The sequence below is a fragment of the Providencia rettgeri genome (assembly GCF_041075285.1).
Lineage (GTDB): Bacteria > Pseudomonadota > Gammaproteobacteria > Enterobacterales > Enterobacteriaceae > Providencia > Providencia rettgeri_G.
Map to the genome: position 1 here is coordinate 22,626 of NZ_CP163512.1, position 13,265 is coordinate 35,890.

Below are 13,265 nucleotides of genomic sequence, written 5' to 3' on the forward strand. Positions count from 1 at the left end.
TATTAAAAAAGAAAATAGGTTGGAGCCAAGTATGCCAGATCAAAGTTATAAAAAGGACTTAAATGGAAAGGCATTATTCCCTGAAACCTTAATGATGAGCTATGGGTATGATCCCCAGCTTTCAGAGGGGTCAATTAAGCCACCCGTTTTTCTGACGTCTACGTTTGTATTTAAAACGGCTCAGGAAGGAAAAGATTTCTTCAATCTAGTGAGTGGGCGCACACAAGCGCCTAGCAATCAGAAACAGGGGCTTGTCTATTCGCGGTTTAATCACCCGAACAGTGAAATTGTTGAAGATAGATTAGCGTTGTATGAAGGGGCACAAAGCGCAGCGTTATTTTCTTCTGGTATGTCAGCGATCACTACCTGTCTGATGGCAGTGTTGCAACCAGGGGATATATTGTTGCATTCGCAACCCCTGTACGGCGGAACAGAAACCTTATTTCTTAATACGTTAAAGCGCTTTGGTATTACGTCAGTGCCTTTTCAAAACGGTTGTGATTTAGCCGCTGTTTTAGAGGCGGCAGCTAGTGTGGAACAAAACCAGAAAATTGCAGCAATCTATATTGAAACACCCTCAAACCCGTTAAATACATTAGTCGATATTGAATTATTGAGCCAAGCGGCGAAACAAATTGGTCAAAAACAAGGTGGGCAAGACCCATTATTGATTTGTGATAATACGTTGCTAGGCCCAGTATTTCAAAAACCACTCCAATTAGGTGCAGATTTAAGTGTGTACTCACTAACTAAATACGTAGGCGGTCATTCAGATCTGGTCGCAGGGGCAGTTGCTGGCAGTCATCAGTTAGTAAAAAAGATCAAAGCACAACGCAATGCCATTGGAACGCAACTAGACCCGCATTCAAGCTGGATGTTAGGTCGCTCTTTGGAGACGCTACAACTGCGTATGGAGCGGGCAAATGACAGTGCACAAACGTTGGCTGAGTTTTTACATCAGCACCCAAAAGTGAGCAAAGTGCATTTTCCTGCATTTTTTCCGAAAGACAGTGTGGAATACCGAGTTTATCAAAAACAATGTACTGGCGCAGGTTCAACTTTTTCAATTAATGTTGGAAAAGATGAAGCAGACGCATTTCGGTTTTTAGATAACCTCGCTATTTTTAAATTAGCGGTAAGCTTAGGGGGAACGGAATCATTGGCGAGTCACCCTGCCTCGACAACGCATTCAGGCGTTGCATTATCAGTGCGTGAAAAATTAGGGATCAGCGATAATTTAGTGCGCTTATCTATTGGTATTGAGAATGTAAACGACTTAAAACACGCATTAGAGTTAGCGTTAGACGCCATTTAATTCCGTGAGTATTCTGGAGAGGAGTTGGCCCGTTCCTCTCCATTTTTATGATTAATTGATACGATATTGAGATGGGAGTTCGCTAAAACCAAGGCCATTGGCTTTTTTCACGCTAATTTGCACAGGAATACGTTCTTTCATCGCTTCCACATGGCTAATTACGCCAATCATTTTCCCTGATGCATTCAGGCTTTCAAGGGCATCTAGGGCAATATCCAGTGTTTCGGCATCCAAAGTCCCAAAACCTTCATCTAAAAATAGTGACTCTAATTGTGTCCGGTTGCTGACCATATCTGAAAGTGCCAGTGCTAATGCCAAACTGACGAGAAAGCTTTCCCCACCAGATAAGGTTTTGATATCTCTGACAGAATCTGCTTGCCAGCTATCAATGACTTGTAATTCAAGATTAGCTTGATGGCTGCGTTGCAATATATAGCGCCCATGGAGTTTATCAAGTTGTTGGTTAGCTAACGTCACTAAGCAATCAAGGGTTAAACCTTGTGCGTAGCGGCGGAACTTATCTCCTTCAGCGGAGCCAATTAGTGCATTTAAATAACTCCAATCATCGTAAATGAGTTGGCTTTTTTCTATTTCTTGCAGTAAATCTTGTTGCTGGTGACGCTGTTGTTTATCGGTATCTAATCGATTGATAATTTGCCCTTGCTGCTGGTTATATTGTTTTATTTCTTCGTCGAGCGCCGTGACAATTTCGTGTAATTGCGCTTCTGAAAGTGATGAGAAATTTGCTGCACGTTGCTGATTAAGCGTGTCAAGTGCCAATAAACCTTCTTGATGGCGCGTTTCGCTCAGTAAAAGGTTTTGGCTAACTTGCTGTTTTAACCCTTCTAATTGCTGCTTTTCTTCGATATTTAATAATGCATCAAGGAAAGTTTGTTGCGTGCTAAATGGGCTTTGCGCAAGTGCCTCATCAAATTGGCTTTGAGCTTGTTGATAAGCCAGTGTCGATTTGTTTGTCCCTTCAATAACGCTCTGTAAGCTACCATTAAGCAAGGCGATGGCTTTATCTCTTTCGTTGAGTTGCTGACTGAGCTGGTCCTGAACTTGGGAAAGTGCTTCTTGTTGCGTATTGAGCTGCTGAATAAATTGAGAAATAGGTCGCCCTGAAAGTTGCGTTTTGCGCTCAGCAGTTTTTTGTTCGAGTGCTATATTAACTTGATTAAATTGTGTTTTTTCTTTCTCAAGTTGCAGAGCGAACTGCTTTAATTGTTCGGATTCTGATGTAAGCGTGGCCCTTGTCACCTCAATTTTTTGGCTTAGCACCTGCGCCGCCATTTTTTGGCTGTTATAAAATTCACCCCGTTGCGCTATTTCACTGATCCATTCATTAAACTTTGAACTTTCAGGTAAGCTCAGCGCAAACGGCGCTAAAGCGACTTGCAATTGTTCAGTTTGTTTATTCTTGCGTTGCTGTAGCTGAACCTGTTCCTTTTGCAATTCCTCAAATAGTTGAGTCTGATATTTCAAGCGTTCTTCAACTAATAAAAGATCGGCTTGTTGCCGGTTGAAAAGCGTCTGTTGTTCGTGTTGTCGCTGTTTAGCTTGCTGGTATTCACGTTCTAATACCGTGAACGCATGTGCTATTTTTTGCTGCTCTGCCAGTTTAGCCGTCAACTCATTGATAAACGCAGTGACGGCTTGCTCATTTTGAGCTAATTCAGGTGTAAGTGCTTGCTCACATGTTTTTTTCCAACTGCCAGCTAAGGCCTCAAGGTGGGCTGTGGTTTGTTGCAACTGCTGTGCTTGTTCTTTTTGACGCTGTTGCTGGGTCTCCGATAGTGTGACCAGCTTAGCTTGTTGCTGCTTAAGGTTATCAAGTTGCTCAGTTAACTGTATTAGTTGCTGTTGGGTATCACTTGGGTGAATGGATTGGTATGCCTTCACGGCTGGGTGCTCGGTTGAACCACATAATGGGCACGGCTTCCCTGAAACAAGCTGCTGGCGTTCTTGTTCCAAACTGACAATTTTCTGCTCTAATTGGTATTTTTCATTGGTTAGTTTGATGCGCGGGGTTAACTCATTGATTTGAGAGTCGGTTAGTTCCCATTCTTTTTGTGTTTGCGCGCTTAACCGCATTAAATCCGTATGCTGTTGAGTGTGTTGCTGTAATTGTGTTTTTGTCGCAAGGCATTGGGATAGCATTAATGGCAATAGTTTCCCATGCTGTAAACGCGCTTGCAGTTGCTCAATGTGTTGATGAACAGAATCAATGTCATATTTTTCTTGATTGGTTTTGTATTGCTGCTCTTGTTTTTTAAATGTCAGCGTATCATTTTCCAACATAGATGCCGTTTGCATTAATTCTGTGGTGCGTTTTTGCTTATCCGTTTGCAACTGCTCAATCTCATTTGAGAGACTTTGTTGCTTTTGCGCAACGGCGTTAAGTTTGTCTGCAAGCTCAAATATAAACTGTCCTTGTTGTTTCCAACTGGCGATTTGGGCACTAATTTCACCCTCTTTTTGTTTTTCTTGTAAAAATATATTTAGCTGATTAAGTTGAGCAGTCCCTTGCTGGATTTGGTTTTGTGTTTCATTTACCCATCGCTGCTTTTCCTCAAAAGCCGTTTGTTTATCTGCGACTTGTTGTTTTAATTCATATTGTTGCTGCGTCAATTGTGATATTTGGTTATCAAGAGGGCGAACGACTTCTTCAATCAGTTGATTTTGTTGTTTTACAAAATCAATATGTTGGCGATAGTCATCCTGTGATTGGATAAGGGCAGCTTGCAGGGGAATTCGTTCAGCTTGTTGCTGTTGCAGATTAAGTTGCAACTGCTGTTGTTTTTCTGTGTATTCAGAAAGTTGCCGTTGTAGGCGTTCAATATCTTGCCAAAGCGGGCGCAGAGATTCTGCGGGCTCACTCTCCGATAGCTTTTTCAGTTGAGGCTGTGCGGCTTGGTATGCAATTTGCGCATTTTTCAGTTCATTATCCAGTGACTGAACCCGCACTGTGAGTTGGCGGTGCTGTTGCCACCAATTGAGTTCGTGTTGATGTTGTGTGCGCTTTTGTTTTATTTCGGTTTCTTGTTTAATTAATGTATTGAGTTGTTCAACCAGTGCTTGGTGTTCCGATTCTGTCAGTAAGTTAATACTTTGCGCCCTAGCTTTAAGTAAATCTAAATCGGTTTTCGCTTGCTTGTGCTGATTAAAAATAGATTTTGAAATCTGGCTATAGATTTCTGTGCCGGTAATTTCTTCGAGTAAATCTGCGCGCTCTTTTTCTGAGGCATTTAAAAAAGCAGCGAAGTCCCCTTGTGACAACAAAATCGACTTGGTAAAGCGCCCAAAGTCTAACCCTGTAATTTTGGCAATTTGGTCGCGGATTTCAGACACTTTCACAGTTATAATTTTGCCATCAGCTACTTGAGCAAGTTCCGCTTTTGGTGGTTGTAAGTTGCCATCTGCTTTATTGCCTGCACGGCGTTGACTCCAGAATGCACGGTATGCCGTGCCTTTGACTTCAAACTCGACTTCCGCAAGGCACTCGCCCGTATGGCGTGTCATTAATTCATTTTGACTTGCGGAAATTGAATCTAACCGTGGTGTGCGATGGTATAAAGCCAGACAAATTGCATCTAATAAGGTGGTTTTCCCCGCCCCTGTCGCGCCTGTGATGGCAAATAGCCCCTGACTGGCAAACGGTTCTTCCGTAAAGTCAATTTTCCATTCGCCTTTGAGGGAGTTAATATTTTTTAGACGTAAGCTTAAGATTTTCATATTAATTACCTTCCCCTTGCTCGTGGCGTAATGCGTCATAGGACTGCTGGAAAAGTTGAACGAGACGCTGTTCACGCTCAGGATCTTCAAGGTTTTCTTCGCTAAGGCGGCGCAAGAAAACGTCTTTTACGGTTAATTCATTTAGCGTTTCGTTGGCTAGCGCAAGGTTTTGTCCTTGTCTTTGTTTTCTCGCTCGACGCAGCAACACCACTTCAACGGGAAGAGACTGAGTTAACGCTTCGATGCGCTGTTGAATGTCTGCCAGATAATCTTGAGAGGCCACTTCAATATCTAACCAAACCGCATTTTCCCCTTGGTAGTCCTTCCATGTATTTATTTGCTGCTCTATCTCTTTTAATGATCCTTTGATGGTTTGTAGCGGCTGAATAACAGGGATCGCTAATGGGGTAATTTCAGTTAATGCACTGCCTGAAAAAGTCACCAAACAGACGCTTTTTGGCTGGGTAGTTTCATCAAAGCTGAGCGCGATAGGGGAGCCGCAATAGCGAATATGTTGTTTCCCACCAATAACTTGAGGTCGATGTATATGACCGAGGGCAATGTAATCTGCTGGAGGAAATGCCCCTGAAGGGAAGGCCTCTAATGTACCGATATAAATATCGCGCACGGAATCGGTCAGTTCTGCGCCAATGACGGTTAAGTGCCCTGTGACAATAATCGGGATATCCACGCCCAACGCTTCACGCTGTTCGAGAGCCAATTGGTAGCTAGATTGGTAATAGTCATGAATTGCGGTTTGTAGGGAAAGTTGTTTTTCTTCAATACTTTGCCCAGCAACGCTAAGTTGGATATCCCGAGGGCGTAAAAAAGGGATCGCACATACCAGCCCAATAGGTTGAGCTTGTTTATTCTGTAGAGTGATAACATGCGGTTCACTACCCGAGGTAACTACCTGCGTATTGAGGTAGCTTAATAATGCACTGGATTCATTCAGAACAGATACTGAATCGTGGTTACCGCTTAATATGACCAACTGACAACCCGTTTTTTGTAAATCCACTATAAATTTATTATATAACTCACGGGCATAGCTTGGTGGTGATCCTGTATCAAAAATATCACCAGCAACGATGATGGCATCAACCTGATAGTGCTCGACTTGGCTCACTAACCAATTTAAAAAGTGTTGGTGCTCAGGGGCACGGCTTTTCGTAAAAAAGTATTGACCAAGGTGCCAGTCAGAGGTGTGAATAATGCGCATGAGCCATCAATCCTATCTTCAATGAAGGGTATAAATTACTGCAATTGAGTATACCTTATCCTATCAAAACCTCGTGATATTCTCGTGTTATGGCGGAATTATTTCACTTAGATGACATTTACCCGCTAATATAAGGAGAAATATCTGTTTTGCTGATAGGTATTCATAATTCTGTCATAAAAGTGACGCATAATGCGTTCACGTTAACAATGTCCTCTTATTTTACAGGAACAATCATGGCAAGACGCATTCTAGTAGTTGAAGATGAAGCGCCCATCCGAGAAATGGTTTGTTTTGTATTAGAACAGAATGGTTTTCAGCCGATTGAAGCTGACGATTATGACAGCGCAATTGCACAGTTAGTTGATCCTCTACCTGATTTGGTTTTATTGGATTGGATGATCCCCGGTGGATCTGGGCTTCAAGTGATTAAACATATGAAGCGCGATAGCGCTACTCGCGATGTCCCTGTGATGATGTTAACCGCTCGTGGGGAAGAAGAAGATCGTGTAAAAGGCCTTGAAGTCGGTGCGGATGATTATTTAATTAAGCCGTTTTCCCCGAAAGAGTTAATTGCTCGTGTTAAAGCTATTTTACGTCGCATCTCACCGATGTCGACGGAAGATATCATCGAAATGAATGGGTTAACCTTAGACCCAACTTCCCACCGTGTGACGAGTAATGATACCCCGATTGATATGGGGCCGACCGAATATAAGCTTTTGCATTTCTTTATGACGCATCCTGAACGTGTTTATAGTCGCGAGCAGTTATTGAATTATGTGTGGGGTGCGAACGTCTATGTCGAAGATAGAACGGTGGATGTACATATTCGGCGTTTAAGAAAAGCACTAGAGACTGAAGGTCATGATAAAATGGTGCAAACAGTACGCGGTACAGGGTACCGTTTCTCTGTTCGTTATTAACGACAAACTGGGGAGAGACATGCGTGCTTGAACGCTTATCGATTAAACAGCTGATTTGGGGACTGTTTTTATTTATCTTACCTGCGCTAATTTTGTCCATTTTTATTGGGCACTTGCCTTGGCTATTAGTTATTTCATTGTTGGCAGCCCTAGCGTGGCACAGTTATAACTTACTGAAACTGTCTTATTGGCTTTGGTTGGATAAAAGTATGCTGCCACCGGAGGGAAAAGGGGGGTGGGAGCCGATTTTTTACGGTATTTACCAGATGCAGCAGCGTAACCGTAAACGTCGCCGTGAATTAGGGCAACTCATTAAACGCTTTCGTAGCGGCGCTGAATCCTTACCTGATGCTGTTGTGATGATGACTACCGAAGGCAATATCTTCTGGTGCAATCGTCATGCGCAGGCGCTGCTAGGTTTTCGCTGGCCAGAAGATAACGGTCAACATATTTTCAATCTATTGCGTTATCCTGATTTTAGTCGTTACTTTTCAATCAAAAGTTATGACCGGGCATTAACCATTGAGCTCAATAGCGGGGAAATTGTTGAGTTTCGTATTTTGCCTTATACCGAGGGGCAGTTATTGATGGTGGCGCGCGATGTCACTGAAAAACGTCGCTTGGAGAAAGCACGGCGGGATTTTTTTGCTAACGTAAGCCATGAACTGCGCACGCCTCTTACCGTTATTCAAGGGTATCTTGAGGTGATGGATGACCAAGAAGGTATGCCTGCCGTTAATAAAAAAGCGCTGAACGTTATGCAAGAGCAAACTCACCGGATGGACAATTTAGTTAAACAGCTTTTGCAGTTATCCCGTATTGAAATTGCCCCGCAAATCAACCTTGATGAACAGGTAAACATTCCCGTGATCCTCAAAATGATTGAGCAAGAGGCAATAGGTTTAAGTCAAGGTCGTCAGCAATTTGAGTTTAATATCGATGAATCACTGCAAGTACACGGCAATGAAGAGCAATTACGTAGTGCTGTGGCAAACTTAGTGTATAACGCCATTAACCATACTCCTGAAGGGACGAAAATTCGTATTGATTGGCAAAGAACCAGTAATGGTGCACGGTTTAGTGTGAAGGATAATGGACCAGGGATCCCTTCGGAGCACCTTCCTCGCTTAACTGAGCGTTTTTACCGTGTAGATAAAGCTCGTTCACGGCAAGGTGGTGGGGGAACAGGGCTTGGGTTAGCCATTGTGAAGCACGCCGTTCAACACCATAGCAGTCAGCTAGTCGTGACCAGCCAAGTCGGTAAAGGCAGTGAGTTTTCATTTACCTTGCCGCCAGTATTAATTGTTGATGATAAAAAACTGAAAAAAGCCTAAATAATTCCACTTTATTAATAGAATCAATTTATTAATAGAGTGGTTTCTGCTTCTACTTCTATGTATTAATTCTATTAATGGATTATTGCTTTTACATTATTCTATTAATTAATGATTTTAAAATCATATGTCCTATCTGTTAGCAAAAAAAGTGAATGATAAAATGAACGGTTGATTATTTTTCGAACAAATCATATAACGAGTATTGGGATTTTACTGAAAGTAATCACTGCTTCTGAAAATTAGTTTAGTTATTTCTTCTTGTTTTAGGGTTTGCTATTGCCTTTTTGCCCTATAAAAGTTCTACTTGTTGTCAGTTATTGGCGATTTTTTCTGTTTTTTGATTTTTCGTTTTGTCTTAGGCAAACAGGCATACTTTTTTATATTGTTAACAGTATGTTTATCAGAATTCCATCTCGCTATATATATTTCAAAGGGTTGCTAAGTGCATGCCCGTAAATTTCCATTTCCGTTACTAAAAATTAACATAATATGGCTCATCGTTTATCATCAAGAGATATCATCGCATTAGGTTTTATGACCTTTGCGTTATTTGTCGGGGCAGGAAATATCATTTTTCCACCGATGGTTGGCTTACAGGCAGGGGAACAAGTTTGGACCGCCGCACTTGGCTTTTTAGTGACCGGTGTCGGGCTACCTGTATTAACGGTTATCGCATTAGCGAAAGTGGGGGGCGGGATTGAAGCACTGAGTACGCCTGTAGGTAAAACAGCAGGTTTGTTGCTAGCTGTTGTTGCTTACCTATCGGTCGGTCCGCTTTTTGCTACACCAAGAACCGCTACCGTATCGTATAAAGTGGGGATCGCACCGTTATTTGGTGGCGAATCTGATATGTTACTGCTTATCTATAGTGCCATTTACTTTATATTGGTTATTGGTATCTCACTGTATCCGGGTAAGCTATTAGATAGCGTCGGGCATATTTTGGCCCCCGTTAAAATGTTGGCGTTGGCGATCTTAGGTGTCGCAGCAGTAATGTGGCCAGCAGGTGATCCTATTCCTTCCACGATAGAATACCGTGATATGGCCTTCTCTAATGGTTTTATTAACGGCTACCTTACGATGGATACCCTCGGGGCGATGGTGTTTGGTATTGTTATCGTAAATGCAGCGCGTTCGCGGGGGATCGAAAACTCTTCATTACTCACTCGTTATACGATGTGGGCGGGCTTAATTGCTGGGGTGTTGTTGACGCTGGTGTATTTATCCCTGTTCAAACTGGGGGAAAACAGCGGTTCACTGATCCCGAATCCAGAAGATGGCGCAGATATCCTGCACATCTACGTACAATATACCTTCGGTGGCTACGGTAGCTTCTTCCTTGCGGTATTGATTTTTGTGGCCTGTATGGTGACCGCGGTTGGCTTAACCTGTGCTTGTGCGGAGTTCTTTAGCCGCTATGTGCCGATATCTTACCGTAAACTGGTGTTGATCCTTGGTATTTTCTCCATGGTGATCTCAAACTTAGGATTAAGTAAGTTAATTGCTGTCTCACTGCCTGTGTTAGTGTCAATCTACCCACCTTGTATTGTGCTGATTTTATTGAGTTTCACATTGAAATGGTGGAAAAATCCAACAGTCGTTATTGCACCAACCATGCTAGTCAGTTTTGTGGTTGGCTTAATTGGTGCCGTTAAAGCGTCTGAGCATTTGAAAGGGTATATCCCTGAATGGATGACTGCGATGCCATTGTATAAACAAGATTTAGTTTGGGTATTACCAACACTGGTTGTGCTGGTCGTCGCAATTATCTGTGATAAGTTCGTCTCACCAGCAGCGCAACATAAAGAAGCGTAATCAAGCTAATATACTGAATTTTTAACGAATAAGATGAAGAGAGTAATCAGTTTTATCTCTCTTCGTTGGTGAACTCAAGTCACCCCGTCATTAAGGCGGGATGAGGTTGTTGACAAAGTGGGATAAAAGCGTGGTTTTTCCCACTTTGTGTTATCAGGTGAAAATCAATGTATTGATTTTCCTTATTTTTTCAAAACCTATCCAACCTGCCGCCAAACATGTTATGTTTGTCAGCAGTCTGACCCCGTCATTAAGACGGGGTGACTTATTTAGTTGCTAATCAACACCAACTGCGCTCCCCGCAGGTCGGCGAACATCGTTAGAGCCGTAAATAAAGCCTTCGCGTACTTTGCCAGAAACTGCGGAGTCATTACCTGAAGATTTTGCGCTAACCCCCGCCCCATCTGGAATGGCAACCATAATCAGCTCAGCAGCTCCCCAAGGGGTTTGCTCAACCATCTTATAGCCCATCTTATCGAGAAGGGCTAAGCTATCTTTCGAGATACCGCGCTCTTCATAGTACACTTCATCAGGCAGCCACTGGTGGTGAATGCGCGGTGCATTTACCGCTTCTTGTGGTGGCATTCCGTGGTCAATAATATTTAACGCCGTTTGCAATGTGATAGAAATAATACGCGATCCTCCAGGGGAGCCAAGTACCAAGAACACTTTACCATCTTTGGTGACAATAGTTGGGCTCATTGATGAGAGTGGGCGTTTACCCGGTGCAATAGAATTTCGTTCACCTTGCACTAAACCATACAGGTTTTTCTCTCCAACTTTAGTGGTGAAATCGTCCATTTCATCATTGAGGAAGAATCCTGTTCCCGGTGGGATAACCACGGAACCAAATCGACCATTAATTGTATAGGTGGTTGAAACCGCATTTCCTTTTTCATCGACAACGGAGTAATGGGTTGTTTCCGGTTTTTCGTGTGGCCCCATACCCGGCTGAACTTGTGTTGAAGGTGTGGCTTGGTTTGGCTTGATCTCTTTACGCAGTTGTTCAGCGTAGGCTTTACTTAACAGCTTTTCTGTTGGGTTATCGACAAACTCAGGGTCGCCAAGAAAAGTATTTCTGTCCATATAAGCGTGGCGCATGGCTTCAGTGAGGGTATGAATATACTCAGCAGAATTGAAACCCATTTTTTTAAGGTCGTAACCTTCTAAAATATTTAAGGTTTGGCAGATAGTTACACCGCCAGAGCTCGGTGGTGGAGCCGAGATAAATTGGTAACCTCTATAGGTGCAGCTGACTGGTGTTGTATCTGTGATAGTGTAGTCAGCAAAATCTTTGGCGGTAAGTATGCCGCCGTTTTTCTTTGAGGCTTCCTCTACCACTTTTGGAATTTCACCTTCATAGAAAGCGGATGGACCCTGTTGGGCGATTTTTTCAAGGGTATTGGCTAAATCGGTTTGTACCAATAAATCGCCGGGTTGGAAAGCACTCCCGTCAGGTTTTAAAAAAATACGCGCAACTTCAGGGTCTTGTTTGAAGCGCTCAGTCGTAGTATCCAGTACATCTGTATCTGCACGCGTTAAGATAAACCCTTCTCTTGCAAGCTTAATGGCAGGTTCCATGACTTGCTGGCGGCTCATTGTGCCATATTTTTCTAATGCATAATCGAGACCTTTTACAGTACCCGGCACACCAGAAGCGAGGTAGCCATATAAACTCGCGTCTTTAATCAGTTTTCCGTCTTTATCGAGATACATATTTGCGCTTGCCGCGGCTGGTGCTGTTTCTCTAAAATTAATGAATAAATCCTTTCCGTCAGCCAAGTGAATGGTCATAAAACCGCCACCACCAATATTACCACAACACGGGTTAACAACTGCTTGGGCATAGCCAACCGCTACTGCGGCATCTATGGCGTTTCCGCCTGATTTAAGAATATCAGCACCAATTTGTGAGGCTAAGTGTTGAGATGAAACGACCATGCCTTTTTGAGCTTCAACGGCAGGTTCTGATGCTGCAAAGAGTTGATTTGAAAATAATAAGGCAAGTAATAAAGTTGCAGGGCGTAATGATGTTTTGATCATTCGTATCTCCCAGTTAAGGTCAGGTTTGAGGTAACACAAATTAATTACATGAATAGTTTGTTAATTATTTGTGTTTTTAATGTATAGCATAAAATAGTATAGAACGTTGAATATTTGAGTTAAGAAGTGTTAACTGGGTAGGGTTATTTATGAACAGGAGAAAATGTAAAACGTGTAGGAAAAGGGCTCATAAAGAGCCCATAAAATAATTATTTTTTATTAAACAATGAGATATGAACCCAACCATTATTTGTTAAAACAAGAGGGCTTTGCTGTGCACGTTCAGCTTGTGTTTGTGCTGATTTAATTTGCGGATAAGCCGCGATCACTTTTTCATTTTTTGCCCATGCAGCAACATCTTCAATTTTTTGTGTATAGTTGGCGATAGAGATTTTTTGCCCGCCACGCTCTGCGGGTTCAGTGAAGTTTGTCACTTGGTTAACGACAAGTTTACCAGTACAGAAGCTGCCACGACCTGAAAATTGGGCTTGCTTTTCATCGTAAAATTTTTGCCCTTCGTTAGTCAGTGTATACTCGACGCCATCTCCTGTTTGTTCGCCATTCCACATATCTTTCACAGAGACTTGTTTTTCGCTTTTTGCCAGCAAACCGGCGTCCACTAACGTGTCTAGCTGTTCAATATTGCGATAGCTAAATTTTGTGATAAAACTCGCAGGTATAGAGCCTACATTGATACAAATTGCTTTCTTAGTATCCAGATAATCTTGAATCGATTTCTTGAAGTTACTTTCTGATGCGGTCTGGCTGTTATCGCACCCTGCAAGTAATGCACTAATGACAGTGATTGAGGTGATGAGTTTTAATTTCATTTTCCTATACCTAACGCTGTTATTTATTTGTAATTAAATGAT

Annotated in this window: 8 protein-coding genes; 4 read left to right on the forward strand and 4 right to left on the reverse strand. The window is 42.5% G+C overall.

The annotated features are described in order from the left end of the window. Window positions 1-31 precede the first annotated feature (31 nt). Window positions 32-1,315 carry a cystathionine gamma-synthase family protein gene (locus tag AB6N04_RS00090; RefSeq protein WP_369309940.1) on the forward strand — a complete coding sequence of 428 codons (1,284 nt, stop codon included), beginning with the start codon at window positions 32-34 and terminating at the stop codon, window positions 1,313-1,315. A gap of 51 nt (window positions 1,316-1,366) precedes the next feature. On the opposite strand, the gene AB6N04_RS00095 is transcribed toward AB6N04_RS00090, so the two are convergent. Both AB6N04_RS00095 and sbcD read right to left on the reverse strand, forming a co-directional pair. Then, a complete protein-coding gene (locus AB6N04_RS00095) occupies window positions 1,367-5,050 on the reverse strand; it encodes an AAA family ATPase (protein WP_369309941.1) in 3,684 nt (1,227 codons plus the stop codon). A 1-nt stretch (window position 5,051) separates the two neighbouring features. Continuing rightward, window positions 5,052-6,272 carry an exonuclease subunit SbcD gene (gene sbcD / locus AB6N04_RS00100; protein ID WP_369309942.1) on the reverse strand — a complete coding sequence of 407 codons (1,221 nt, stop codon included), beginning with the start codon at window positions 6,270-6,272 and terminating at the stop codon, window positions 5,052-5,054. Between the two features lie 236 nt (window positions 6,273-6,508). On the opposite strand from sbcD, the gene phoB reads away from it, so the two are divergent. The 3 genes from phoB to brnQ all read left to right on the forward strand — a co-directional run bounded on the left by phoB (window position 6,509) and on the right by brnQ (window position 10,350). Beyond that, window positions 6,509-7,198: a phosphate regulon transcriptional regulator PhoB gene (gene phoB, locus AB6N04_RS00105; RefSeq protein WP_206084557.1), complete on the forward strand. Its 690-nt coding sequence runs from the start codon at window positions 6,509-6,511 to the stop codon at window positions 7,196-7,198. A 23-nt stretch (window positions 7,199-7,221) separates the two neighbouring features. Continuing rightward, window positions 7,222-8,532 carry a phosphate regulon sensor histidine kinase PhoR gene (gene phoR, locus AB6N04_RS00110; protein WP_369309943.1) on the forward strand — a complete coding sequence of 437 codons (1,311 nt, stop codon included), beginning with the start codon at window positions 7,222-7,224 and terminating at the stop codon, window positions 8,530-8,532. A 492-nt stretch (window positions 8,533-9,024) separates the two neighbouring features. Then, window positions 9,025-10,350 carry a branched-chain amino acid transport system II carrier protein gene (brnQ, locus tag AB6N04_RS00115; RefSeq protein WP_369309944.1) on the forward strand — a complete coding sequence of 442 codons (1,326 nt, stop codon included), beginning with the start codon at window positions 9,025-9,027 and terminating at the stop codon, window positions 10,348-10,350. A gap of 276 nt (window positions 10,351-10,626) precedes the next feature. Here the strand turns inward: brnQ and ggt are convergent, their stop codons facing one another. Beyond that, a complete protein-coding gene (ggt, locus tag AB6N04_RS00120) occupies window positions 10,627-12,393 on the reverse strand; it encodes a gamma-glutamyltransferase (protein WP_369309945.1) in 1,767 nt (588 codons plus the stop codon). Window positions 12,394-12,602: 209 nt separating this feature from the next. Next, a complete protein-coding gene (locus AB6N04_RS00125; RefSeq protein ID WP_369309946.1) occupies window positions 12,603-13,223 on the reverse strand; it encodes a hypothetical protein in 621 nt (206 codons plus the stop codon). Between the last annotated feature and the right edge of the window lie 42 nt (window positions 13,224-13,265).

Bases quoted from the DNA above. Each gene is read 5' to 3' on its own strand.
- AB6N04_RS00095 (WP_369309941.1), bottom strand. From the start codon at position 5,050: ATGAAAATCTTAAGCTTACGTCTAAAAAATATTAACTCCCTCAAAGGC.
- sbcD (WP_369309942.1), bottom strand. From the start codon at position 6,272: ATGCGCATTATTCACACCTCTGACTGGCACCTTGGTCAATACTTTTTT.
- ggt (WP_369309945.1), bottom strand. From the start codon at position 12,393: ATGATCAAAACATCATTACGCCCTGCAACTTTATTACTTGCCTTATTA.
- brnQ (WP_369309944.1), top strand. From the start codon at position 9,025: ATGGCTCATCGTTTATCATCAAGAGATATCATCGCATTAGGTTTTATG.
- phoB (WP_206084557.1), top strand. From the start codon at position 6,509: ATGGCAAGACGCATTCTAGTAGTTGAAGATGAAGCGCCCATCCGAGAA.
- AB6N04_RS00090 (WP_369309940.1), top strand. From the start codon at position 32: ATGCCAGATCAAAGTTATAAAAAGGACTTAAATGGAAAGGCATTATTC.
- AB6N04_RS00125 (WP_369309946.1), bottom strand. From the start codon at position 13,223: ATGAAATTAAAACTCATCACCTCAATCACTGTCATTAGTGCATTACTT.